Raw genomic sequence first — 24,120 nt, forward strand, 5'->3', positions numbered from 1 at the left:
ATTTCTCAGAACAAATATCTGAAAAATTTTTAAAATGCCTTGCTTTGCTTGCCCCGTAAGCGATTGAAGACAGACAAACAAGGAATCAAACTAGAGAATGAATCAGCCCTACCGTATCAATAACCCCAATCACTAAATTAGGATTGCCTTTTTGAATATCCCAGGCTTCTGGGGCATCAATATCCGCATCGGGAGTACCGCCACTTTGTCCGGTGTTATGCAGTCCCCAAAGTTGATTAAAACTGGGGTCATTGGGGAATGTCGCCTGGGGAGTAATTGTCCCCAGCGTCCGAATATAGTCGGGTTCAATGTATTCAAAAATCGGATTGGAGCGATATTGTGCCAGAATCTTCTCCACAGAGAGCGACCCCGATAACTTCCAAATCTCTGCCCCCGTTAGTTTAATCGTCTGGGTGCTGACAGCACCAAAGAGGGACTTGAACTGAGCAACTTCGGCACTGGCGATCCCCTGCTTAAACTTGAGAATGAGTTGATTGGGAACATAAGGGGCAAGGGTGCTAGTTGCTGCCGGTTCTAGCTCTGAGGTGACGGGGGCAGCAGTGGGTACAGAGGCAAGACTCGACGCTGGACTGGTGGAATAACCAGAAGAGTCAATACTGGGAGAAGCGGGAAACGCTACTTGACTCGTAGCAGCAGGGGAGGCTGGAACCGTGGCGGCCTCCGAAGAGACTGTAGATGGGGAGGGGTTAGAGTTCAGGACTCCTAAGGGAGAAGTTTCCTTCGATAGACTTAAATCGTCAGAACCTGTTAAATCAGCCGTGTTCGGGAAGGATTGCTCAAAACCCAAAGCATCCTTTAAGGACGGCACATCTATACTCAATGAATTGGAACTTACGGTTCTTCGTTACTTGGTATGGTTCGATAGGGGGGCATAAATCGACTAAATCCTTATCTGGCAAGAGACTTAATTGATTAGTTCGCTCTAGACAAAAACAATTGACAAAAATCGCCAAATGCCTTTCTATATAAGGGTTCCATCCCTTATACCCCCCGTCCATTGCATAACACAAACCGAAGAACCGAACTTACTTGTGTTGTCTTCATGATTCGGCCTCCCTAATTGTCCGAAAATTAATCGGTCAATTACTTAAGTTTGTTAATTCTTTCTGTTTATGGTTAGGGAAAAAGACCAGCCCAACCTTTCTGCCCTGGGGCTAAATCTTTCATCTACTTATGATTATAAATAGACAAGTTTAACAAAAAAATAAATTTTTTCTTAAATTTATCCAAGAGCCTGATGAGTAACAGCAATAAGAACAGTATTATTGAGAATTAAAAAACGTGGAAGTATTAAGCTGCCCGTGCATTTAAATTACTTCTTGAGACGCAGTTAAAATTCATTGCGTAAATGCGTCCTAGCTTACTAGGTCAGGGTTTCTCAATCAACAGAGTAAATACTAAGACTATTTTCCAAAAACTGTAGCCCAATTATAGAAAAGATAATTAAGTGGATAAATCGCCTCTTATTGTTTCCGTGTGTAAGGGAGAAGAATAGAAATAATTTTCTAAAATATAGTCTTTAAAACCTTGCCTAGCAAGAGTTGTATAAATAAGCACTAATAAATATACTAGGTTTATCAGAGACAATAAATGGGTAATATTTGGAGATAAAAAGTAATTTTTTGTTTAATAACTGGTAAAATTTTTTATAGTTTTTTAACTGATTTGCGATTTATATTTTTTAAATATAAATCAGTAATTTTATTTATTTTTTTATTAATTACCAGCCAAATATACACCTTTATCTTCTTACAATAAATCAGCCGCCACATTCAAATCAATACCTATTGCTTAAATCAAACCTTCTCCTCACTTCAGTCTGGTTTCTGCGGTTTGATTGCTTGTTGTCACTAACCGAAGAAACCTTCCCTTTAGATGTACTGGCTTTTACCTCAATCTGCTTAAACCGAACTCGGGTTAAATTAATCTTTTTTTCCTAAGTTCTCTGGAAAGATTAAGGTAAAAATTAGATCTATCAGCCCTTAGATTGACTGATCATGGCTATTTGCCACTGGTTCGGGGCTATCCTCGCCAATCCAAGCCCTGACTAACTCGTAGCAGAGACCGAGCAGAACCGGTCCGACGAACAAACCGATAATCCCATAGGCGATCACTCCCCCGAACACCCCTAGCAGAATCACCACCATGGGAATGGGCAGACCGCGCCCCATTAAGATCGGTTTGAGGAAATTATCCACCAAGGTGGCGGGAATCATCCAGAGGGTAAATAATAGGGCGATGGAATGGGGTAGTGTTACCCAAGCGTGAATGAGCGCCCCCAAGACAATCAAACCAGGGCCAATTTGGAGAATGCCCAAAATTAGGGTGAGGAAAGTTAATAAACCGGCTGCAGGGGTTCCCACCGTCACTAAACCGATGCCGATCAAAAGACTCTGGATAATGGCAACGCCAATAATACCGCGGCTAACATTGCGGACGGTGGAGGCGGTTAGACTGGCCAGCGCGATGCCTCGACCCGGGGCGATCTTTTCCGCTAACCGGTTCATCAGGTGAGTCAGATTTTTAGCCGAGAGGGTGAGGGCCGCCGCAATCAGAATCGAGACGATAAATTTCAGCACCGTCAGACCGGTACTGGTGGCTAGGGAAAGGGAAATTTTCCCCAGTTCTTTTAATTGTGGCTCGAAGCGTTGAAGAAATTGACCCGTGTTATCCGATGCCTGCTGCCAGAGACTGGCAATCCTTTCGCCGATTAGCGGCCAGGTGGCCACATCGGTGGGGGGAGGGGGAATCACCGCCGCACCAGTATCGATATATTCGGCCAGCGTTCGCAGATTACCCGCCAGAACCGCTGCGATGGCACTCACCGGACCGATAATAATCCCTAGACAAAGTAGGGTGAGGAGAACTGCGGCCAGTTTCGCCCGGCCCGCGAGCAACTTTTTTAACCAGAGAAAGAGCGGATACCAAGCGATCGCTAGAATTGCTCCCCAGAGGATCATGGTTAGGAAGGGACGCAGCAGGGTAAAACCGGCAAATAACAACAGGCCGAGAAAAAACAGCCGGATGACGAGATCGATAATTTTAGCGTCATTTTTCATCAATAGCGATCGCCTTTTGGCTAGATGAGGACATTTCTGCAATTATGGCAGTTTTTCGTTATCGGTAGTGATTCGCTAGTAGTGGTGAGCCGTCTTGCTGATCTGGTCAGGATTGTGTAAAATGTTTCCCGATCAAAATAATTGCCAAATAAATCTTTAAAACTGATTCTTTCAGGGTAAATCTCCTGACAAATATCTTTTTTTGGTCGGTGCAATGCTTACTTGCAATCGTCTTGATCGAGTAAAATCGACTAATTTAACCTATTAACAAGGATGCAAGCAAATTTATTAGAAGTGCGGGGAGCCACCCGTCGATTTGGGGGATTAGTCGCTGTGGATGGGGTTTCCTTTCAGGTACAAAAAAAGGAGATTTTTGGCTTAATTGGACCTAATGGGGCGGGAAAAACAACTTTATTTAATCTGATCACCGGTTTAATTCCCCTATCCAGTGGTGATTTAATTTATCAAGGCTGCAGTCTGGCGAAATATCGTCCTCACCAGATCGCTCAGGCAGGAATTGCCCGTACTTTCCAGAATTTGCGCTTATTTGGTGAATTATCGGCTTTAGAAAATGTAGCGATCGCTGGTCACATTCACAATAGCTCCAATCTCTGGACAGGAATGTTGGGTTTACCAGTTTCGACAAGGGAGGAGGAAGAAACCTACAAAAGAGCGGGGGAATTATTAGATTTAGTCGGATTAACTGACCAAAGCAATCGGAAAGCCTCTAATTTAGCCTATGGTGATCAAAGACGCTTGGAAATTGCCCGCGCTTTAGCTTTGCAACCCCAGTTATTACTCCTCGATGAACCGGCAGCCGGGATGAATCCCAGTGAAAAGGGGGCGCTAAGTCAGCTAATTCGACAAATTCGTGATAATTCAAAGGATTTAACTGTCCTGTTAATCGAACATCATGTGCCTTTAGTGATGGGATTATGCGATCGCATGGCCGTGTTAGATTTCGGTAAGTTAATCGCTTTGGGAGATCCAGCTACAGTCAGGGAGAATCCCGCGGTGATTGAAGCTTATTTAGGGGATGAATAAGGATTTTAGAGAGGGTTTGCTGATACCCCTGTTACTCTAGCAATTCCAAAGTCAGGAAATTCCTTCGAGCAAGAGTTGATCAATTAATTGTTTGGTATCGGGAGAGATAATTTTATTAGTGGCTGGGTTTCCGATTATGAATGGAACCATTCTTGATGGTATGGTGAGAACCACAACGCTTGACAAGGAAATAGAGGCGAATGGGTGATTTTGTTCTGTGTTAGACTGATATTTGGGTAAGCCCTGCTCGCCTTCAAGCATATATCGTGTCAATGTGCTACTATTTAATAGTAAAGCCAACCTAAAACGGCGGGGTTTCAGACCAAATTTTTCGATGATTCCTTTAACTCTTAATCTCTTGCAAGGTTCCGTTACTTTTCGTTTCAGTCCCAGTGCTGCCCTAGATTTGCAAAGGGAAATTAATATTTTACTTGATCGCCTGAAAGCGATCGCCAGTAATGCCGCTAGTGGGGGTAAACCCCAACCCCAAAAACCGCTGGAATATCAGCACACTGGTGATGTGTTTCTGGAAGTGTTTTGTAATCCCAATATTTATCCGAATCCTTTTTCGGCTAAAGTTTTGTTAACGGTTCGTGATGATCGCCTACGCTTAACCACAGAAGCAGAATTAACCCGCGTGATCGAGGATTTAGAGCGTTATCTCGACCAAAATAGTTAGGGTTTGCTGAATAAATCTAAAAACCTTATTGGGTAAGACTTTTAGACTTTTTTTTCCTCAAAAAGTGCCAACCATTGGAGTGATCGGGGGTAAAATTCCGGGACTTTTTCCCTGAAAATTAGGTAATTGACCAGATGAAAATCGCTAAAACCCCACACCCCACACCCTGTCCCCACGAAAAACTTTTTCAGCAGACCCTAGTTAGAATCGGGGGATTTTTGGGGTTTCGACCTTTCCTTGTCGTCCCACCTCTCCCCATCTGACTATTATTCTCTAGCTTGCCATGTTACCGACCGATTTATTGATTTCCCGTCAAAATGGCGAGACAATTATTCCCAAACGCTTACCGCTGGCTGCCGATTATCTGGCGATTGCTAAAGAACAAATCAGCTGTTTTCAGGAAAGTATCGGTGCAACTAAGGGAGAATTAAGCCAAAAACTCCTAATCTTGGAGGGAGACAGTCCCGATTATAAAATTAAACGGGGATTTGCTCACCTATTAACCAATCATTTTGCCACCTTTGAGATTATTAGTCCCTTAGAACCGCAGGAATTAAGAAAAAGAGTTTTTGAACAAGCGGCCAACTTTGTTCCCATTCCCCAAAATCGATCGCTAATTCTGGGAAAAATTGCCCAGCAACTCAGCCAAGAATTAAATCAAGAAATTTTTCCAGTGGCTCTAGAAAAAGGACTCTATGCTGATTTAGTGGAGAATAAAATTCTCACTCAATTTGATGCTCCCACCCCCGAAAATTTAATTCATCGTTTTAACCTCTCGCAAATTCAAGGTATTTTTTATCGGGCCAGTTATTTAATTATCAACGTCCACCGCAACGATCCGGGGGAATATAAATATCTCTTTCGCTATCTAAAACTATTTCGTTTAATGACTTATATCGAAGGGGATGCCGACACGGGATTTACTATTACTATCGATGGTCCCACCAGTTTATTTAAAGCTAACAGTCGTTATGGCATTGAAATCGCTAAATTAATTCCTGCCTTACTCCATGTCACTCACTGGAATTTGAAGGCACAATTACAGTACAAAGATTCCTACACAGGAACTATTAAAAAACAACAGTTCAATTTAGAGGATAACTGTGGTCTGGTGTCCCACTATTCTCCGGGTAAACCCTACGATAGTATGTTAGAGGAATCTTTTGCTAAACGTTGGTTACAGTTAAAAACTGAATGGCAACTAGAAAGGGAAGTGGATTTAGTGCCTTTACCCGGAGGAGTGATGATTCCCGATTTTCGTTTAGTGCATCCCGATGGTCGCGTTTTTCTCCTCGAAATTGTTGGTTATTGGCGACCAGAATACCTACAAAAGAAATTTTTACAGGTTAAATCGGCCCAAGCAAATAATCTAATTTTAGCCGTATCGGAACGGTTAAATCTAGAAAAAGCTGGAGTTAAATTTCAAAATCTACCCGCTCAGGTTATCTGGTTTAAAGATAAATTATCACCCCAAGCAGTGTTAGAAGTTTTAAGTTAAAGGTTTAGGAAGCTAAAAGCGGAAGTATGGTTTGATACTCCCGCTTTGGTTTAATCACACTAGGTTAACTCTTTCGCTTAAGACCGGACAATGAGAGCCACATCATTGAGCAATGGCAGGATTGATGGACACTTTCACCACTTTATTTTTTTCTTCTTCCGCTTTCGGGAGGGTGAGGTTGAGAATGCCATCTTTGTATTCAGCGGTCACGTTATTGTTATCAACCTGAACTGGTAGAGGAATAACCCGATGGAATTTACCATAACGGAACTCAGTGCGGGCAAATCCTTCCTCTTCGGTTTTAATTTCCGATTTTCTTTCACCATTAATGGTCAGACTATCGGCTGTTACTTCCACATTGAGGTCTTTGGCTTCCATACCAGGTATTTCCAGTTTAAGCTGAACTGCCTCTGGCGTTTCGGTCATTTCCGCCGCCGGGATGAAGGATAACCCCATTTTTTCGCCATTGCCTACATCAGTCGGCACAAGACGGTCAAACAAGCGATTCATTTCTTTCTGTAGGCTTTCTACTTCTCTGAAAGGTTCCCAACGTATAAGTGCCATATAATTCACCTCCGCAGTTTTCTTGACGCTAGAGATTTTGATTTATCTCTACACTTTTAGGATAGATAAAAGATTCTCTGACTGGGGTAGGGTTTTCGGTATTGAGTTTTTCCAGATTCCCGTACTATCTCCTATACTAGAGCTAGGTGGAAAAGTTTTTCCTGGTGGCAGGGTGTGACCCCCCCAACCCCCCCCGACATTAGGGCTGATTCATTCTCTAGTTTGATTCCTTGTTTGTCTGTCTTCAATCGCTTACGGGGCAAGCAAAGCAAGGCATTTTAAAAATTTTTCAGATATTTGTTCTGAGAAATTGACTGAAAACCTTGCCAGATAAGGATTTGATTGAATGACATTTGCGAGAATGAAACGACCCTACCCCCGACATCGGGGGGGCAGGTGGGGTGTGGGGTGTGGGGTGTGGGGTGTGGGGTGTTTTCTCAGTGAACTGATAACTGATAACTCTCCAGAAACTAAAACCTAATTTATTAAGCTAAAAGCTTTGATGTGCTTAGTTTCTAACCTTATTTTTAGGTAAGAGAATTGCCAGATTCTTTCTTTTGCCTTTTGCCTGTTGCCTCTTGCCTTCAGAAGCTGATAACTGATAACTGATAACTGATAACTGATAACTGATAACTGATAACTGATAACTGATAACTGATAACTGATAACCGACTCCACCAACAAACTTTTTCAGTAAACCCTAATTATCTACTGATGAATAATTAAACTTTCTAAACTGGTTTGTAAATCTTGGGTTAATTGTGCTACGGCCGAGCGTCGATCGCTTTTATAATCAGCATAGCGCTCGGATACGGAAATAGGTTTACCAATAGTTATTATCGCTTTTTGTTGACCAATTTGGGGACGGAAAAAGGGATTACCTCCCTTAATTCTTGTTACTAAATCCCAGAGTAATAAAATTGTCTCGGCAAATCTTTCTACGGTGGGTTTTTCCTTGACATAATAACCAGTTACTGACACAAAACTTTCCACAATTCTCATGTGCCACATTTTTAAATTAGCTTCATCGGCCAGGCGATCAGCTAATCCTAATTCAAGGGGAGAAATAGAATGAGTGGGTTTTAATTCTTCCCGATAAATGCGTTCCCATCCTGCTTGTTCCAAACGACGACAGCGATCGATCACATTACCATTAGAAGAAACATTAAAATACTTTTCTACGGTTTGTAAGGCCACATCTAATAAATTGGCTAAACGTTTGGCTAGGGTTTCGTTTGGATCATCACCATTGGCAGGTACTACAGGCAAAGATTGATAGTAGAAATCTCGATAAAAATCCTCCATTAAAGATAATAATCTTTCTCCTAACCGAAAAAGACGCTCGTATAAAACCTTTTCTTTTGAGGATGAATTCGGGATTGTTTCTAAACCGCTATCGGTTTCTAAATTAGTTAAAATTTGCTCGATTTCTTGCCACACTGGAGTCAGATAAAAATACTGAATACCAATGGGTAAAATAATTACTTCTTGCTGTTGTTTAGCTTTTCTGACATCATCCACACCCCAAAAAGCCAATTGAGAAATACCCGGTTCAATAGCGCTGACAAGCTCATTATGTCCGTTAGTTGCCCCTTCCGGAGCGGCGGCTAAAGGATAATCTCCTTCTAATAATAAACGACGAGCTGATCGCAATCCGATTAAATCGGCTTTTCCCCGTTGAATTGGTGTGCCACCCAACTTAGAATATAACCATCCTAACCTTTCTCCAGCCCATAAAGGAATCCCTCGATCATACATAAAATGAGCGTGAATTGGATTGTTTAATTTTATTCCTAACTCTTGGCCTTTTTTGGGTACTAATTTCCACAAAAGATAGGCCATACAGTAGGGATCGTTAATACTGGGATGACGAAAAGCAAGCAGTAAACGGACTTTTTTCTCTTGACTTTTTTGATAAAATGTGATTAAAGTTTCTAGATTGACGGCGGAAATTTCTCTTAAATTGGTTTGAGTTTGTAACCAGAGAGGTAAAAAGATTTGACATCCCTTTAAAAGCAAGGGGTTAAGGTTAGGGGGTATAAATTCTAGAGGAGGTTGTGCGCCCAAAGATAGATTAGACATATAAGTAGTCGTGCCAAATAAATTTCCTAGTTGAGACTCCGAGACAGGTATCAGTTATCAGATTTGAGTTTTCAGTTCACTGTTTACTGTTTACTGTTTAAGGAAGAATAAAAGAAAACTCTGATCAATAATTACCCACCGGCCAAAAGGTAATCACAGCAGCAAACAGGTGTCGCGCTAGATTTCAAATAGACTGGGATTGCAGGCTCCCTCAACCGTGAAAGGAGAAATTAACCGACTTTGAGGGAGGAGGAACACCAGTAGTTTACCTCCTCACCTAAACAAATACAGCTATACTATAGCTCTATCCCCATTTCTCGCAAACGAGCCGCCAACTGTTGAGAACGCTGTCTTTCCTCTTCCAGAGCTTGCTGAGTAGCATTTAATTGCTCCTGTGCCGCAGCCGCTTGCTCCTGTGCCGCAGCCGCTTGCTCCTGTGCTGCTTCTTCTGGCAAGGGGATTAAATTGCCTTCTGGATCATAAAATCTCGCCCAAATTGCCGTTTCTCGGTCAATAGTCCCCTCCCAAGTCCCTAACCAATAGCCTAAGGTTTCGCACCATAACCAGCCGCGCTCGTTTCGTTCTAAAGAATGGTAGCGTTGGTCGGCCCCTAAATGCCATCCTTGTAAAGAATTGCCATCGAAAGGATCGTAGATGAAATAATCTGGCGTGCGGAAGGTTCCCTCATAAATTGCCTTTTTTCGCACTTTATCGGTTCTCGCAGTACTAGGAGAGGTTAATTCCACGATAACGTCGGGATAACGTCCCTCTTCTTCCCAAATTACCCAACCCTGTCGCTCTCTCGTACCATCGACATTGAGGACAGCGAAGAAATCTGGCCCGCGAAAATCGCGATTTTTCGCCTGTTCGCGGCTGAAATAAATAAACATATTGCCACCTGTGTAGAAGTCGTCTCGTTCGCCGTAACCCTGGTGTAGGGAGCGAATCAGGACATTCATGGCAATGCGGTGTCGGTTGCTTTCCAAGGGTTCACCATCATCAAAAATTAAGTCTGTGGGGGGTGGGGTTGGTTCCCAGAAGTCCTCGAAATCTTCTTCTATCAGTGCCGGAGAGGTGGCAGTTTCGTCGCTTTTGGCAATCGTCATTTTTTCGGCCTCTCTAGGTGGGAGTATCTATATTTTTGCTGATTATTGATCCTATGTTACATCAAAATTTAGGAGTGAGGAGATAGATGTTAGGAGTTGAGAAAATTATCTTCGCTTAACAATGACCAAAATTTTTCTTCTGGGTGGGTTACATTGGGCTAACACACCCGAATAATATTCTTAAGCTAATCGAAAAACTTGGCTTTATCTTTAACTAATTTTGTCCCGATTCCGGCGGCAATGACTTCGGAGAGAATGCTAATTAAACGATAGATAGCAACGGTGACAAGTACGTTAGCGGCGGGAAATTTTTCTGTGTCTAAAAGTGCGATCACTGTAGCTTCAAACACTCCTAATCCTCCCGGCGCTCCGGGAACAACTAAACCCAATAACCAAGCAAAACTAAAGGTTCCTAAGAGGGGTAAAATCTGAGCGGGGGTAATCATTTTTAATACCATCCAAGCTAAAATAAAACCCGCACCGCGCCACAATAAAAATCCAGTTTCACCCAAGAGAGGGACGAGAGGATATTTAGTTAGATAAACAGGTTCTTGAGCAATCTTTTTCTTTTGGCTGAGGATTTTCAGAGGATAATTTAAAAATTTGGGATGAATGCCGATTAAAATTAATCCTAAAACTAATATCTGTATCCCTAGACTTGAGCTAGATTTCATCCAACCTAAACCACTAGCAATTGCTGCTATGGCTAAGGCTGCACACACCAGCAATAAAAGTTCTAATAAAACGCTTAAACTAGCGGTTCCCCAATCACTTCCTGCTTTATTAATTGCCACAATGCGAGCATAAAAGTGGCCGATATTACCAGGTAGGTATTTTCCTAAATTGGTAATCATATAGATGCCAATTCCTGTGGAGGTTTTAATCGGTTGTTGATAGCTTTTGAGTATCCATGTCCACACCCATCCTGCCCAAATTTGAGCGATAACTGTGGTTACAAGTGCCAAGAAAAGAAATAACCAACCGTGATTTTCAATTCTAACTGAGGTGACGTTATCCCAGTTATTTTTAAGATTACTGAGAACAAAAAATAAGGTTCCCCCAATAATCAGCCAACGTAGAAACTTTTTCAGCATTTCATTTTTTCCTTTATTCATTTTCTGGAGGAAACCAATCGAGAGCGATCAGATTTTCTAAACTGTAGGGACATTTCTGAGGAAAACTAACTTGATTATCGGTTTTTTCTCTAACATAATTTAACGCTTTCTGATAAATACGAGGTAATTGTTGACTGAGATAATTGTGGAGATTAGTATTTAAATAATTGTCGATCTGGTTTTTGAAATTGACAATTTCTGAGCGCCAATGACTACGATTATATGTTCTTTCATCTTGCCAAAATTGTAGGAGTAAAAAATGTCTAATAATTTGCTCGAATAAACTGGCAACACGAAACTTTTTTTCGTTTCCCAAATCTTCTAACTCCTCGATTAAATTGTCTAAATCTAAAGCGTCAAATTTTTTCGCTTTCAAGAGTTCGATGGTTTCTTCTAACCAGAGAGAATCATCAATTTCGTAGAGAGTTTTTAAGTCGGGAATAACAGTCATTTTTTATCTCCTTGATGATAAGATGGTAGCCAATTAGGATCGAGAAGTTCTTCTAAAATGTAAGGACAAGTATCAGGGAAAGTAACTTTGTTTTTTGTCTTTTTCCGCACAAAGAAAACTGCATTTTCATAAATGTTAGTTAATTCATTTTGCAAATAATTACGGAGATTGGTGGTTAAGCGTCTTTTTAGCTGAATTTGAAAGTTGACTATTTCTAACTCCCAGTGATCCTGATTATATGCTCTTTCCTCCGTCCAAAACTGTAGGAGTAATAAATGTCTAATAATTTGCTCTAATAAACTAGCAACACGAAACTTTTTTTCGTTTCCCAAATCTTCTAACTCCTCGATTAAGTTTTCTAAGTCTAAATCTTCATATCTTTTATTCTTCAAGAGTTCTATAGTTTCTTCTAACCAGAGGGAATCATCAATTTCGTAGAGAGTTTTTAAGTCGGGAATAACAGTCATTTTTTATCTCCTTGATGATAAGATGGTAGCCAATTAGGATCGAGAAGTTCTTCTAAACTGTAGGGACAAGTATCGGGAAAGTTAACTTGATTATCAGTTTTTTGACGAACGTATCGCACTGCATCTTCATAGATATTATCAAACTCTTGCTCCAGATATTTACGAAGATTTGTGGTTAAATAACGTTTTAGTTTATCTTTAAAACTCACTATCTCTGCTTGCCAATGAGCTTGGTTATATTCTCTTTCCCTTGTCCAAAATTGTAATAATAAACAATGTCTAATAATTTGCTGTAAAAAACTAGCAACACGAAACTTTTTTTCGTTTCCCAAATCTTCTAACTCCTCGATTAAGTTTTCTAAGTCTAAATCTTCATATCTTTTATTCTTCAATAGTTCGATGGTTTCTTCTAACCAGAGAGAATCATCAATTTCGTAGAGGGTTTTTAAGTCGGGAATAACAGTCATTTTTTATCTCCTTTATTCGTAAGGTGGTAGCCAATTAGGATCGAGAAGTTCTTCTAAACTGTAGGGACAAGTATTGGGAAAGTTGACTTGATTGTTGGTCTTTTTTCTCACATAACGGAGTGCTTTCTGATAAATATTATCAAATTCTTGTTCTAAATATTTCCGTAAACTTGCCGTTAGGTAGGTATTTAATTGATCTTGAAAATTTACCAGTTTTGCTTGCCAATGAGCCTGATTATATTCTCTTTCCCCTGTCCAAAATTGTAATAATAAACAATGTCTAACAATTTGCTGTAAAAAACTAGCAACACGAAACTTTTTTTCGTTTCCCAAATCTTCTAACTCCTCGATTAAATTGTCTAAATCTAAAGCGTCAAAATTTTTAGCCTTGAGCAGTTCTATAGTTTCTGCTAACCAGAGGGAATCATCAATCTCGTAGAGAGTTTTTAAGTCGGGAATAACAGTCATTTTTTATCTCCTTGATTGTCAGATGGTAGCCAATTAGGATCGAGCAGTTCTTCCAAACTGTAGGGACAAGTATCGGGAAAGTTGACTTGATTATCAGTTTTTTTACGAACGTATTGCCGGGACTCAAAGTAAATTTGATCAAATTCCTGTTCTAGATATTTGCGAAGATTTGTGGTTAAATAGCGCTGTAACTGATATTGAAAACTTATTATCTCTGCTTGCCAATGAGCCTGATTATATTCCCTTTCCCTTGTCCAAAATTGTAATAATAAACAATGTCTAATAATTTGCTGTAAAAAACTAGCAACACGAAACTTTTTTTCGTTTCCCAAGTCTTCTAACTCCTCGATTAAGTTTTCTAAATCTAACGCTTCAAAATTTTTAGCCTTGAGCAGTTCTATAGTTTCTTCTAACCAGAGGGAATCATCAATTTCGTAGAGAGTTTTTAAGTCGGGAATAACAGTCATTTTTTATTTCCCCTAGAATTGGCAATAGTGACCAGTTAAACCGATCACTACACCTTTTATATACTAGATAATTTTAGCGGAGCGCAGACCGAAAAAGAGACCGAGGGCAATTCCGCTAAAAACGATCAGATAACCCGCTAAAGCAGCAACAGCTAACACAGACATGGTGAAAATCTCCCAAGTAATTTAATCTTTTTTAGCATTGTACCGTTATTCTTGCCCTTCCCCTTCCTCGTCTTCCAGATCTTCCCCAAAGCGCTGCTGGGGGGGAATTGCGGCGACAATTGCCTCGATTACCTTGCCAACTGGAACAATTTCTAAGCCCACATCTTCGGGATAAACTTGACCTCTGGGGACAATCGCCCGTTTAAAGCCCAATTTAGCCGCTTCTTTTAATCTTAGTTCCATTTGCGACACTAGGCGCACTTGTCCGCCTAATCCCACTTCCCCGATTAAGACTGTGCGCGGATCCACGACTCGATCGCGAAAACTAGCGACAACAGCGATCGCAACTCCCAGATCCGCCGCCGGTTCTTCCACTCCCAACCCTCCTGCGGAAGCAACATAGGCATCTAATTTCGATAAAGGAATGCCGACACGCTTTTCTAAAACGGCGAGAATTTGCTGTAATCGGTTGTATTCTATGCCAGTAGTCGATCTTCGGGGGGAAGCATAGCTGGTGGGGCTAACTAATGCCTGTAACTCCACCACAATCGGGCGTGTACCTTCACAGGCTACCACCGTCGCCGTACCCGGGGAAAATTCATCGCGATTGCCTAAAAATAATTCTGAGGGGTTTTCCACTTCCACCAAACCGTGGTCCACCATCTCGAAAATACCGATCTCGTGGGTTGCCCCAAAACGGTTTTTCACGGATCTTAAGAGACGATGGGAGGCATAGCGATCGCCTTCAAAATATAACACCGTATCGACCAAATGTTCCAAAACTCGCGGACCAGCGATCGCCCCTTCTTTAGTCACATGACCGACAATTAGTAAAGTAATATTCTCCCGTTTTGCCACCTGCATCAAGGCGGAGGTACATTCGCGAACTTGGGCGACGGATCCCGGTGCGGAAGTTAACGCCCCAAAATAAAGAGTTTGAATACTGTCAATTACCGCCACCTGTGGGCGTAGAGATTCTAATTCCCGCAAAATTTCCTCTAAATCGGTTTCTGGCAGAACATAGAGATGATTATCGAGTTCTGAGGTTGATTCAGAGGCTTTTTTCTCCTTGCCATTGCCGTTATTTTCCGACTCCACGGCAACCACTCCCACTCCTAAACGGGCAGCCCGCAGTTTAATCTGTTGTCCCGATTCTTCGGCGGAAACGTAGAGGATGCGCGGTAATCTTTGGGCGAGTTGGTTGGTAACTTGCAGTAAAAGCGTCGATTTGCCGATACCCGGATCGCCGCCGATTAGTACAAGAGAACCGGGGACAATGCCACCGCCGAGAACGCGATCGAATTCCCCGTAACCGGAGGGAAAACGTTCCTGTTCATACTGGGTAATTTCCGAGAAGCGCACCGAGATGCGCGGTTGCGGGTTGCGTTGCCCTTTGCCGTTATTTGGGCGACTATTTTGCCATCCTGGGCGATTTACCGCCGGATTATTGCCACCAGCCACCACTTGTTCTTCTAGCGTCCCGTAGGTGTCACAACTGGGGCATTTTCCTAACCATTGGGGAGATTCCGCCCCACAAGTGCTACAGATATATATTGTTCGGGATTTCGCCATGTTTTTTAAGAAAAGTTGAAGAAAAGCGGTTTGAGGATCAATTCTCTTGTCAAATTTGATTAAGTATGATAGGGGGGAAGGAAGCCCCTGAAGTTATTGATAATTGCCATAAAAGAAATAAAATAGGAAATTTAGGCTTAATGATAACGGCCAAAGGATATTCTATAAACAGGAACGCTCGTTATTTAACTTTAAAATTCATCACACTATTTAACTAAGGAGTGTTAATTCAGTTGGAGAACCAAAAGGAAAAAATTCTCGTTGTTGATGATGAAGCCAGCATCCGTCGTATCTTAGAGACTCGTTTGTCGATGATTGGTTATGAAGTCGTCACCGCCGCCGACGGCGAGGAAGCTTTAGAAACCTTCCGCACCGCCGAACCCGATTTAGTGGTTTTGGATGTGATGATGCCGAAATTAGACGGTTACGGTGTCTGTCAGGAACTCCGCAAAGAATCGGATATTCCTATCATTATGTTAACCGCTTTGGGGGATGTGGCCGATCGAATTACCGGGCTAGAATTGGGCGCGGATGACTATGTAGTTAAACCTTTTTCTCCCAAAGAACTCGAGGCGCGGATTCGTTCGGTGTTGCGTCGGGTAGAGAAAAATGGCGCTCCGGGGATTCCTAGTTCCGGTGTGATTCATATCGGTTCCATTAAAATCGATACCAATAAACGCCAAGTTTATAAGGGGGATGAACGCATCCGTCTGACTGGTATGGAATTTAGTTTACTGGAATTATTGGTCAGTCGATCAGGAGAAGCTTTTTCCCGCTCGGAAATCCTTCAGGAAGTTTGGGGTTATACCCCCGAACGTCATGTGGATACGCGGGTGGTAGATGTGCATATTTCCCGTTTACGAGCCAAATTAGAGGATGATCCCAGCAATCCTGAGTTAATTCTCACCGCTAGAGGTACAGGCTATCTTTTTCAACGGATTTTAGAACCAGACGAGGAATAGTTCTCAGCTATGGCACCAGCTGATCCCAATCGTATTTTAAGACTGTTACCCCTGTTCGCCGGCATCGTCGGGGGTACGGTATTAATGTTTAATCGTTTTGCCACTGCCGATTTAACCCCATCGCAAGCGCGTTCCGATGTGATGGGAGTGATTTTGAGTGGGGTTTTAATTTTGGTGGGTTTAATCTGGCAAAGAGTTCAACCCCGCTTACCGGATGCTGTGGAATTAATCGGGCGCGAAGGTCTGGAATTTGGCCCAGATTTGCCAGAATCAGTTAAAATTGAGCTTGCTTGGGCTTCCCATTTACTTTTAACCAACACCGTGACAAAATCTCTGATCGTTTATTATCAGGGAGAAGTTTTATTACGTCGCGGTATCTTAAGCCAGAATTCTGAAGTTAAAGTTAGTAATATTATCAAAAGAGTTTTAGAAACCGGTAAAGCCGTTTATTTAGTTAATTTAAATTTATATCCCGCTAAAATCGAATTTGACTATTTGCCAGAAAACACCCAAGGCTTAATCTGTCAACCCATCGGTAAGGAAGGGGTGTTAATTTTAGCGGCAAATGCACCGCGCAGTTATACTAAACAAGATGAAATTTGGATCGAGGGAATTGCTGATAAATTAGCCAACACTTTCAGTCAGTTTTAGACGATTTCAGTAAGATTTAAGAATTTGGTTAAGATGAGAGTAGTTGTAGCTAAGGATTTTAACCGATGACTCAAACTAGCGAAACCGTTACCTATTCTCTCGAATCTGTCCTGACAAGGATCGAGAGTAAAATCGACAATCTCCAAAGAGATGTTAATCAAAAATTTGACAGTCTCCAAAGAGATGTGGATCAGAAAATTGACAATCTCCAAAGAGATGTGGATCAGAAAATCGACAATCTCCAAAAAGATGTTAATCAAAAATTTGACAGTCTCCAAAAAGATGTTAATCAAAAATTTGACAGTCTCCAAAAAGATGTTAATGATTTAAAGGTGGAAGTCACAGAAATCAAAGGAGATATTAAAACTCTTGATCAGAAAGTCGAAACAATAGATAACCGACTGGAAAAAGTCGAAGATAACTATGCAATCCTAGTTAAAGATATTGCGGACTTGAAAGGGTTTAAATCTCTGATTATCCCCATGGTTGTGGCTTTTTTAAGTGCCGTGGTAACTTTGGGATTGCGCGGTTTTTTTCTTGGTAATAAACCTTAATTTTTTATGTCAAGAAAGTAGTTATTTGCAAGAGGTTTTTAATTATGACACAAACTAGCGAAACCGTTACCTATTCTCTCGAATCTGTCCTGACAAGGATCGAGAGTAAAATCGACACCCTCCAAAGAGATGTTAATCAGAAAATCGACAATCTCCAAAGAGATATGGATCAAAAATTTGACAGTCTCCAAAAAGATGTTAATCAAAAATTTGATACTCTCCAAAAAGATGTTAATGATCTGAAGATTGAAACCACAGAAATAAAGGGAGATATTAAAACTCTTGATCAGAAAGTCGAAACAATGGATAAACGACTGGAAAAAGTTGAGGATAGTTATGCAATCCTAGTTAAAGATATTGCGGACTTGAAAGGGTTTAAATCTCTGATTATCCCCATGGTTGTGGCTTTTTTAAGTGCCGTGGTCACTTTGGGATTGCGCGGCTTTTTTCTTGGCAATAAACCCTAAATTTATCAAGGAATATTGTCATCATCAAGTTTATTTTCTACTCTACTAATAAAATCTATGAGTTTTTGTATTAATCCTCATTGTCCTAAACCGAAAAGTATCACGGAGAGTCGTTACTGTCAATCCTGTGGTTCCGACTTGCTTTTAAATGGTAAATATCGAGTCACAAATTTATTGAGTGCCAAAGGTGGATTTGGCAATACCTATGAAGTGATAGATGAACGTAAAATACCTAAAGTGTTAAAAGTTCTTACCTACGATTCTAGCAAAGCTATTGATTTATTTCAACAGGAAGCCAATCTTTTAAAACAATTAAATCACCCCGGTATTCCCAAAGGAGAAAACTATTTTATTTATCATCCCCGGGAGAGTCAAACTGCTTTACACTGTTTAGTCATGGAGAAAATTGCTGGTATTGACTTAGAAGAATACCAAAAACAAAGAGGATTTAAACCGATTGATTATCATCTCGCTTTGGATTGGTTAACTCAGTTAGCTAATATTCTCCACGAAGTTCATAAACATAAATTTTATCATCGCGATATCAAACCCTCTAATATTATCTTAAAACCCGATGGTCAATTAGTTTTAATTGATTTTGGAGCGGCGCGACAAGTCACTAAAACCGTCCTAGCAGGAGGTAAAAATACGGGAATTTATACACCCGGATATGCTCCTCCTGAACAATCTCTTGGTCACTCTGTCCCCCAATCAGACTTTTATGCTTTGGGCAAAACTTTCGTCTTTTTGTTAACCGGTAAAGAACCCAGTGACCCGAAAATTTATAATATTAATACCAATGAATTTAACTGGCGTAAATATACCAAAAAAATCCCTTCTCGATTAGCAGATTTTATCGATAATTTAATGGCAGAAAAACCTATTGGTCGGCCTAAAGATACCAAAACCTTGCTAAAAATTATTACTGATATTAAAGCTAATCCCCATCAAACTAAAAAAACTAAAAATTCTGCTCCTGAAAAACCTAAAATTATTCCTCTTCCTAATCCTGCACTTATTTCTTTACTTGCTGCAATTTCTCCCAGTTATGCTGGGTTTTGGCTCCGGTTAAAAGCATCTTTAATTGATTCTTTTATCGTTCTTATTATCGCCGCTTTATTAGGTGGTTATATCTGTTTTCGCTTACAACAATGGTCAACTTTTCAAAACTTAAATCTTGATTTTGATATACCCAAAGAAATCTGGGTTTACTATGCGGCAGGATTAAGTGCAGTTGGAACAACAATTATCGGTTTTGCTTTATTTATAGCGGCAATTATCTATAATATTCAAGCCAAACTTAACTTTACTCACGAACATATTGCCATCCTTAGCGCCCTCGGTTTAGGAATAGTTATTAAATGGTTATATTATGTCTTCTTAGAATATATTTTTAAAGCCACTATTGGTAAAATGTTTTTTGATTTATCCGTCACCGATAGCCAAGGCCGACGCATATCTTTTGCAAGAGCAAATCGCCGCTACTTACTAAAATATCTCTCCACTGCTCCCTTATATTTGGGCTTTTTACTGGCAGCCTGGACAAAGAAAAAACGCGCCCTTCATGACATGATTTCTGGTACACAAATCCGCAAGAAAAAGTAACCAGATACTAGAAAAGTAGGGAGATGAGAGGGGTACGATAGGATAAAATTAACTACAATAGGGACAAGATACTCCTGCTTGGTAATTGGGGGACTGTTTATCTTTTTCATCGATGGGATGACCGCAAGCGGGACACATTTCATAATGTCCCACCTCTAGATTAGCTGTTAGTGCCACTCTTTGATCAAAAACGAAACATTCTCCTTGCCAAAGACTCTGATCGGGACTAACTTCTTCTAAGTATTTCAAAATACCTCCCTCTAGCTGATAAACTTGCGAAAAGCCTTGATTTAATAAAAAAGCTGCCGCCTTTTCACAGCGAATTCCCCCCGTACAAAAAAGAGCTATTTTTTTATCGTCAATAGGAGCAAAATTGTCGTGAATATACTCAGGAAATTGGCGAAAATGCTGGATTTCTGGGTTAAGCGCTCCCGCAAAAGTACCGATCGCCACTTCATAATTATTACGCGTATCGATCACTACCACGTCCGGCTCTTTCAGCAATTGGTTCCACTCTTCAGTTTTGAGATGAATTCCTGTTTTTTCGAGAGGATTAGCCTTGGGTTGACCAAAAGTCACAATTTCCTGTTTTAAGCGAATTTTTAAGCGTTGAAAGGGCAAATAATCACAAACAGACTCTTTCACTTCTAGATTAGCTAAACGAGTATCGGTTTTTAACCAACTAATCACCTCGGCGATCGCTTGACGGTTCCCGGCGATCGTTGCGTTAATCCCCTCGGCTGCCAGCAGAATAGTTCCTTTAATTCCTCTTTCTTGGCAGTATTTTTGTATTTCTGGCTGTTTTTGACGATAATCTGACAAAGCCACAAACTGGTAAAAAGTGGCGACTAGATAAGACATGGCAAGTAAGGGAAAAATTAACTTGTAATATTTTTCACTATAGGTTATGATAACAAAAGTGTCCTAAAAACCAGATCGGGGGTTTAGCTCAGTTGGTAGAGCGCCTGCTTTGCAAGCAGGATGTCAGCGGTTCGAGTCCGCTAACCTCCATAGTCCTGACTGATTCCCCTGTGCTTGGTGATTAGCTCAAGTCTTCTTGGGGAGACAATTAGCTAGTTAATTATTAAATGATGTCTCGTACCTATCAAGCTACTGGAATCAATCTGCAAGGAATGGCCTTCGGAGAAGCCGATCGCCTCTTAACTATTTTGACCGCCGAATATGGTTTAATTAGAGCCATCGCTCCAGGTGCACGCAAGTATAAATCTTCCCTCCGGGGTAGAAGCGAACTATTTGTGGTCAATAATCTGTTAATAGTCGCAGGAAAATCCCTAGATAAGGTCGTTCAAGCTGAAACTATCGAATCTTATCCCAAATTAAGTCAAAATCTCGCCAAACTCACCGTTAGTCAATACCTCTGCGAACTGGTTTTAGCGATCGCCCTGAGCGAACAACCCCAGAGGGAATTATACGAGTTAATCTGCAGCCATCTGGCCAGAATTGAAGTCCTCGACGAAAATCAATACATACTTCCCTACCTTTGTCAAGCAATTTTTCATTTCTTAATAATTGCTGGCTTAGTACCGCAAGTCCATAACTGCCTGTTGACGGGAAAAGCTTTAATTGGGGACAATTGCCTAGGATTTAGTTTCGAGGCAGGGGGAATAATAGATCTAGCTGCCCTAACAGAAACAATCAACCCGCCCAAAATCGATAGTAAACTGACGTTGCAAGAACTGCAATTACTGCAATGCCTAGGAAAACCCGATTTTCCCCCAGAAGAAAACCTTACCTCGGAACTAGCTTGGATTAACCTCGATCGTTTGCTGCGCAGCTATACTCAATATCATCTAGGAAAAACTTTTCGCTCCTCGGCATTAGTTGAGGGTTTATCTCCCTTAGAATTTTAAACAGATAGCAAAAATCATCATAATGCAACTGTTTGACTCAGAAACTGACGACGCTACGTCTAGCGCCTCCCCCACACCTGTTTTTAATTCTTCCGATTCCTCACCGAGGCAATCCGACGCAGAAACCATGAACCGCTTGCCTAAACGTGCGCCCAAATCCAATCCTAGTCAGGGTTTTGCCCCAGTGCTAAAAAACCCGCGCTTTCTCATTCTCTGGGCGGGGGGAATTTTTTCCCAATTAGCGGATAAATTCTATTTAGTCCTGATGATCTCCCTAATTGCCACCCATTACCAAGAAGCCGATCAATCGATTAGCGGCTGGGTATCGGCGATAATGATTGCTAATACAATTCCGGCGGTGTTAGTGGGTTCGGTGGCGGGTGTATATGTTGATAGATGGTTAAAAAAACAAGTTTTAGTTATTTCTAACCTTTTACGGGGGGCTTTTGTCCTCCTCATTCCCCTATTATTGTGGTTAGTGCGCGAGCAAACTTTAGCGGTTCCCCTCGGTTGGTTGCCTGACGGTTTAAGAAATTGGCATTACCGGTTACAGGGAGAATTTAATTTACCCTTCGGTTTTTTCCTGTTGTTAGTCATTACTTTTCTTGTCTCCACCTTAACCCAATTTTTTGCCCCTGCCGAACAATCTACCCTGCCATTGGTGGTAAAACGTCGTCATCTTCTACCCGCTAATTCCCTCAACACTTTAACCACCATGGCAGTATTAATTATCGGTTTTGCCATCGGTGAACCTCTATTAGCTTTTGCTGATAGCATTTTCGGCACGAGAGCCGGACAATTTGATATTGGCAAAGTGATGATTGTCGGTGGTTTTTATATAATTGCCGGTTTAATTCTAATTATCCTGCGAACTAACGAAAAATACGTTATTCCTACCGCAGAACAGCCCCATGTTTGGGAAGATATCCGCGACGGCATTCGTTACCTCAACAAAAATCATAAAGTTCGTAACGCTCTAATTCAATTAGTCATTTTATTCTGTATTTTTGCCGCTCTATCAGTATTAGCTGTCAGTATGGCCGAAAAACTACCTGGGTTAAAAGCCTCTCAATTTGGCTTTTTATTAGCCTCCTGTGGTGCAGGAATGGCAGTTAGTGCGATTACTTTGGGTTATTGGGGTCAAAAATTCTCCCACACCCAATTAAGTCTCTGGGGTTCCTTGGGTATGGCGGCAGCTTTAATCGGTTTATCTTTAGCAACAAAGAGTTTAATTTTAGCCTTCGCTATGACCGCTTTATTAGGGATTTTTGCCGCTTTAGTCGGGGTTCCCATGCAAACTACCCTACAGGCAGATACACCCCCCGAAATGCGCGGTAAAGTCTTTGGTTTAGAAAATAATGCCGTTAATATTGCCCTCTCTTTACCCCTAGCTGTCGCAGGTATCGCTGAAACTCAATTCGGACTCCGACCGGTATTATTAGCTTTAGCAGTTATGGCAGTTATCGGCGGTGGTTTTACTTGGTACGTTTCTCGCAATTTATCTAAAGATTAGCGGAACTTTTCAGTTATCAGTTATCAGTTATCAGTTATCAGGAGTCAGGAGTCAGGAGATTGCTTTTATTTATTCTCCTATCTCCCCCGCAAAGAAGCGAAACTAAAATAGAAAACGGGTTTCTTGAAGAAACCCGTTTTCTGGATCGTCAAGTAACCTTAAACTTGTTAGAATCAAAGAGTTGTTATTTTCTGGTAGTCATTCATCGCTCAGATTCGTTAAAATTATATTACATGACTAATAATGTTGACCATGATCGCTTATTTAAGGAGTTAATCTCCACCTTTTTTATCGAATTTATTGAGTTGTTTTTTCCTGAAGTAATCAATTATTTAGACAGAGACTCAATTACTTTTTTAGACAAAGAAGTATTTACCGATGTCACGGAAGGAGAAAAGCATGAAAGCGACTTAGTCGCACAAGTCAAGTTTCGCGGAAAAGAATCTTTCTTTCTGATTCATGTCGAGGCGCAGGAAAGTTCTCGAAAATGGTTTAATCGGCGAATGTTTACTTATTTTGCTCGCTTTCATGAGAAATTTGTCTTACCGATTTATCCCATTGTAATTTTTTCTTATTCAAAGCCAAAAAGAGAAGCGATTAGTCAATATGTGGTCGATTTTCCCGATTTTAAGGTGTTAGAATTTAACTATCAGGTAGTGCAGTTAAATCGATTAAATTGGCGAGATTTTCTCAATCAGCCGAATCCGGTTGCTTCGGCTTTGATGGCTAAGATGAACATTGCAGAGAAAGAGCGAGCCAAGGTAAAAGCGGAATGTCTGCGCTTGTTAATTACTTTAAGGTTAGATCCTGCGAGAATGCAGTTAATTTCTGGATTTATTGATACATATCTCAATCTTAATCCAGTGGAAGAGATACAATTCCAAGAAGAGATTAGCACATTTAGTCAACCCGTACAGGAGGGAGTCATGCAAATTACCACCAGTTGGATGCGTCAAGGTATCGAACAAGGTATTGAACAAGGTATCGAACAAGGTATCGAACAAGGTATCGAACGCGAAAAGACATTAATTATTCGCCAACTTAAACGAAAGTTAGGGGAAATTAATCCTTTATTAGAAACTCAAATTATGGAGTTAAGTATTGATGATGTCGAAGCATTAGGAGAAGCTTTATTCGACTTCTCTGCGGTTGAAGATTTAATCAATTGGTTAAATACTTTAACTGCCTAGCTTTGACGTTAGCGATCGCCTTTTGGAGAAAACGGGTTTCTTAAAGAAACCCGTTTTCTGCGATTGTAAGTACAGTATATCA

Annotated in this window: 25 protein-coding genes and 1 tRNA gene; 12 read left to right on the forward strand and 14 right to left on the reverse strand. The window is 41.0% G+C overall.

Features of this window, described 5'->3' with window-relative positions; all coding sequences use genetic code 11:
• Window positions 1-85: 85 nt before the first annotated feature.
• Together H6F92_RS17605 and H6F92_RS17610 are read right to left on the reverse strand one after the other, a co-directional pair.
• The gene (locus tag H6F92_RS17605; protein ID WP_242030179.1) at window positions 86-829 is read right to left on the reverse strand and encodes a S8 family serine peptidase; all 744 of its coding nucleotides are present in this window, start codon (window positions 827-829) and stop codon (window positions 86-88) included.
• 1,174 nt (window positions 830-2,003) lie between these two features.
• Window positions 2,004-3,080: an AI-2E family transporter gene (locus tag H6F92_RS17610; RefSeq protein ID WP_190358899.1), complete on the reverse strand. Its 1,077-nt coding sequence runs from the start codon at window positions 3,078-3,080 to the stop codon at window positions 2,004-2,006.
• A gap of 273 nt (window positions 3,081-3,353) precedes the next feature.
• Between H6F92_RS17610 and H6F92_RS17615 the strand changes: the two genes are divergently transcribed.
• From H6F92_RS17615 to H6F92_RS17625, 3 genes are all read left to right on the forward strand, one after another.
• Window positions 3,354-4,124 carry an ABC transporter ATP-binding protein gene (locus H6F92_RS17615; protein WP_190358900.1) on the forward strand — a complete coding sequence of 257 codons (771 nt, stop codon included), beginning with the start codon at window positions 3,354-3,356 and terminating at the stop codon, window positions 4,122-4,124.
• Between the two features lie 334 nt (window positions 4,125-4,458).
• Window positions 4,459-4,803: a hypothetical protein gene (locus H6F92_RS17620; RefSeq protein WP_004160645.1), complete on the forward strand. Its 345-nt coding sequence runs from the start codon at window positions 4,459-4,461 to the stop codon at window positions 4,801-4,803.
• A gap of 283 nt (window positions 4,804-5,086) precedes the next feature.
• Complete coding sequence (locus tag H6F92_RS17625; RefSeq protein ID WP_190358901.1) at window positions 5,087-6,301, forward strand: DUF790 family protein; 1,215 nt, start codon at window positions 5,087-5,089, stop codon at window positions 6,299-6,301.
• 102 nt (window positions 6,302-6,403) lie between these two features.
• Here H6F92_RS17625 and H6F92_RS17630 read toward each other — a convergent pair whose 3' ends face one another.
• The 11 genes from H6F92_RS17630 to radA form a co-directional block, all read right to left on the reverse strand.
• Entirely contained in the window at window positions 6,404-6,865 is a 462-nt protein-coding gene (locus H6F92_RS17630) for an Hsp20/alpha crystallin family protein (RefSeq protein ID WP_190358902.1), read from the reverse strand.
• 708 nt (window positions 6,866-7,573) lie between these two features.
• Window positions 7,574-8,947: a 1-acyl-sn-glycerol-3-phosphate acyltransferase gene (locus H6F92_RS17635; RefSeq protein WP_190358903.1), complete on the reverse strand. Its 1,374-nt coding sequence runs from the start codon at window positions 8,945-8,947 to the stop codon at window positions 7,574-7,576.
• A 296-nt stretch (window positions 8,948-9,243) separates the two neighbouring features.
• Complete coding sequence (locus H6F92_RS17640) at window positions 9,244-10,053, reverse strand: Uma2 family endonuclease (RefSeq protein ID WP_190358904.1); 810 nt, start codon at window positions 10,051-10,053, stop codon at window positions 9,244-9,246.
• A gap of 185 nt (window positions 10,054-10,238) precedes the next feature.
• Window positions 10,239-11,168, reverse strand: coding sequence for a lysylphosphatidylglycerol synthase transmembrane domain-containing protein (locus tag H6F92_RS17645; RefSeq protein WP_190358905.1), 930 nt, complete (start codon window positions 11,166-11,168; stop codon window positions 10,239-10,241).
• Window positions 11,161-11,619, reverse strand: coding sequence for a DUF29 domain-containing protein (locus H6F92_RS17650; protein ID WP_190358906.1), 459 nt, complete (start codon window positions 11,617-11,619; stop codon window positions 11,161-11,163). Before H6F92_RS17650 ends, H6F92_RS17645 begins: the two co-directional genes overlap by 8 nt.
• Entirely contained in the window at window positions 11,616-12,086 is a 471-nt protein-coding gene (locus tag H6F92_RS17655; protein WP_190358907.1) for a DUF29 domain-containing protein, read from the reverse strand. The genes H6F92_RS17650 and H6F92_RS17655 overlap by 4 nt, the downstream gene beginning before the upstream one ends.
• On the reverse strand, window positions 12,083-12,553 hold the full coding sequence (locus H6F92_RS17660; protein ID WP_190358908.1) for a DUF29 domain-containing protein: 471 nt from the start codon (window positions 12,551-12,553) through the stop codon (window positions 12,083-12,085). The genes H6F92_RS17655 and H6F92_RS17660 overlap by 4 nt, the downstream gene beginning before the upstream one ends.
• A 12-nt stretch (window positions 12,554-12,565) precedes the next feature.
• Window positions 12,566-13,021, reverse strand: coding sequence for a DUF29 domain-containing protein (locus tag H6F92_RS17665; RefSeq protein ID WP_190358909.1), 456 nt, complete (start codon window positions 13,019-13,021; stop codon window positions 12,566-12,568).
• Window positions 13,018-13,488, reverse strand: coding sequence for a DUF29 domain-containing protein (locus H6F92_RS17670; RefSeq protein ID WP_190358910.1), 471 nt, complete (start codon window positions 13,486-13,488; stop codon window positions 13,018-13,020). The genes H6F92_RS17665 and H6F92_RS17670 overlap by 4 nt, the downstream gene beginning before the upstream one ends.
• A gap of 63 nt (window positions 13,489-13,551) precedes the next feature.
• Window positions 13,552-13,653, reverse strand: coding sequence for a cytochrome b6-f complex subunit PetL (petL, locus tag H6F92_RS17675; protein ID WP_002742381.1), 102 nt, complete (start codon window positions 13,651-13,653; stop codon window positions 13,552-13,554).
• A 45-nt stretch (window positions 13,654-13,698) separates the two neighbouring features.
• Window positions 13,699-15,225, reverse strand: a complete 1,527-nt coding sequence (radA, locus tag H6F92_RS17680) for a DNA repair protein RadA (RefSeq protein ID WP_190358911.1) — start codon at window positions 15,223-15,225, stop codon at window positions 13,699-13,701.
• 233 nt (window positions 15,226-15,458) lie between these two features.
• Between radA and rpaB the strand changes: the two genes are divergently transcribed.
• From rpaB to H6F92_RS17705, 5 genes are all read left to right on the forward strand, one after another.
• Complete coding sequence (rpaB, locus tag H6F92_RS17685; RefSeq protein WP_002781934.1) at window positions 15,459-16,187, forward strand: response regulator transcription factor RpaB; 729 nt, start codon at window positions 15,459-15,461, stop codon at window positions 16,185-16,187.
• Window positions 16,188-16,196: 9 nt separating this feature from the next.
• Entirely contained in the window at window positions 16,197-16,838 is a 642-nt protein-coding gene (locus H6F92_RS17690; RefSeq protein WP_190358912.1) for a cofactor assembly of complex C subunit B, read from the forward strand.
• 65 nt (window positions 16,839-16,903) lie between these two features.
• Window positions 16,904-17,392, forward strand: a complete 489-nt coding sequence (locus H6F92_RS17695; protein ID WP_190358913.1) for an ATP-binding protein — start codon at window positions 16,904-16,906, stop codon at window positions 17,390-17,392.
• Window positions 17,393-17,436: 44 nt separating this feature from the next.
• Window positions 17,437-17,859 carry a shikimate 5-dehydrogenase gene (locus H6F92_RS17700; RefSeq protein ID WP_104397164.1) on the forward strand — a complete coding sequence of 141 codons (423 nt, stop codon included), beginning with the start codon at window positions 17,437-17,439 and terminating at the stop codon, window positions 17,857-17,859.
• 57 nt (window positions 17,860-17,916) lie between these two features.
• Window positions 17,917-19,464, forward strand: coding sequence for a protein kinase domain-containing protein (locus H6F92_RS17705; protein ID WP_190358914.1), 1,548 nt, complete (start codon window positions 17,917-17,919; stop codon window positions 19,462-19,464).
• A 48-nt stretch (window positions 19,465-19,512) separates the two neighbouring features.
• Here the strand turns inward: H6F92_RS17705 and trhO are convergent, their stop codons facing one another.
• Window positions 19,513-20,325, reverse strand: a complete 813-nt coding sequence (gene trhO / locus H6F92_RS17710; RefSeq protein ID WP_190358915.1) for an oxygen-dependent tRNA uridine(34) hydroxylase TrhO — start codon at window positions 20,323-20,325, stop codon at window positions 19,513-19,515.
• A gap of 77 nt (window positions 20,326-20,402) precedes the next feature.
• Between trhO and H6F92_RS17715 the strand changes: the two genes are divergently transcribed.
• The 4 genes from H6F92_RS17715 to H6F92_RS17730 all read left to right on the forward strand — a co-directional run bounded on the left by H6F92_RS17715 (window position 20,403) and on the right by H6F92_RS17730 (window position 24,038).
• A tRNA-Ala gene (locus H6F92_RS17715) sits at window positions 20,403-20,475 on the forward strand.
• A 77-nt stretch (window positions 20,476-20,552) separates the two neighbouring features.
• A complete protein-coding gene (gene recO, locus H6F92_RS17720; protein ID WP_190358916.1) occupies window positions 20,553-21,335 on the forward strand; it encodes a DNA repair protein RecO in 783 nt (260 codons plus the stop codon).
• A 22-nt stretch (window positions 21,336-21,357) separates the two neighbouring features.
• Window positions 21,358-22,848 (forward strand): MFS transporter, encoded by a 1,491-nt coding sequence (locus H6F92_RS17725; RefSeq protein WP_190358917.1) that lies wholly within the window; start codon window positions 21,358-21,360, stop codon window positions 22,846-22,848.
• Window positions 22,849-23,081: 233 nt separating this feature from the next.
• On the forward strand, window positions 23,082-24,038 hold the full coding sequence (locus H6F92_RS17730) for a DUF4351 domain-containing protein (RefSeq protein ID WP_190358921.1): 957 nt from the start codon (window positions 23,082-23,084) through the stop codon (window positions 24,036-24,038).
• Window positions 24,039-24,120: the final 82 nt, after the last annotated feature.

Origin of the sequence: Microcystis wesenbergii FACHB-1317 (assembly GCF_014696875.1) — a bacterium.
Classification (GTDB): domain Bacteria; phylum Cyanobacteriota; class Cyanobacteriia; order Cyanobacteriales; family Microcystaceae; genus Microcystis; species Microcystis wesenbergii_A.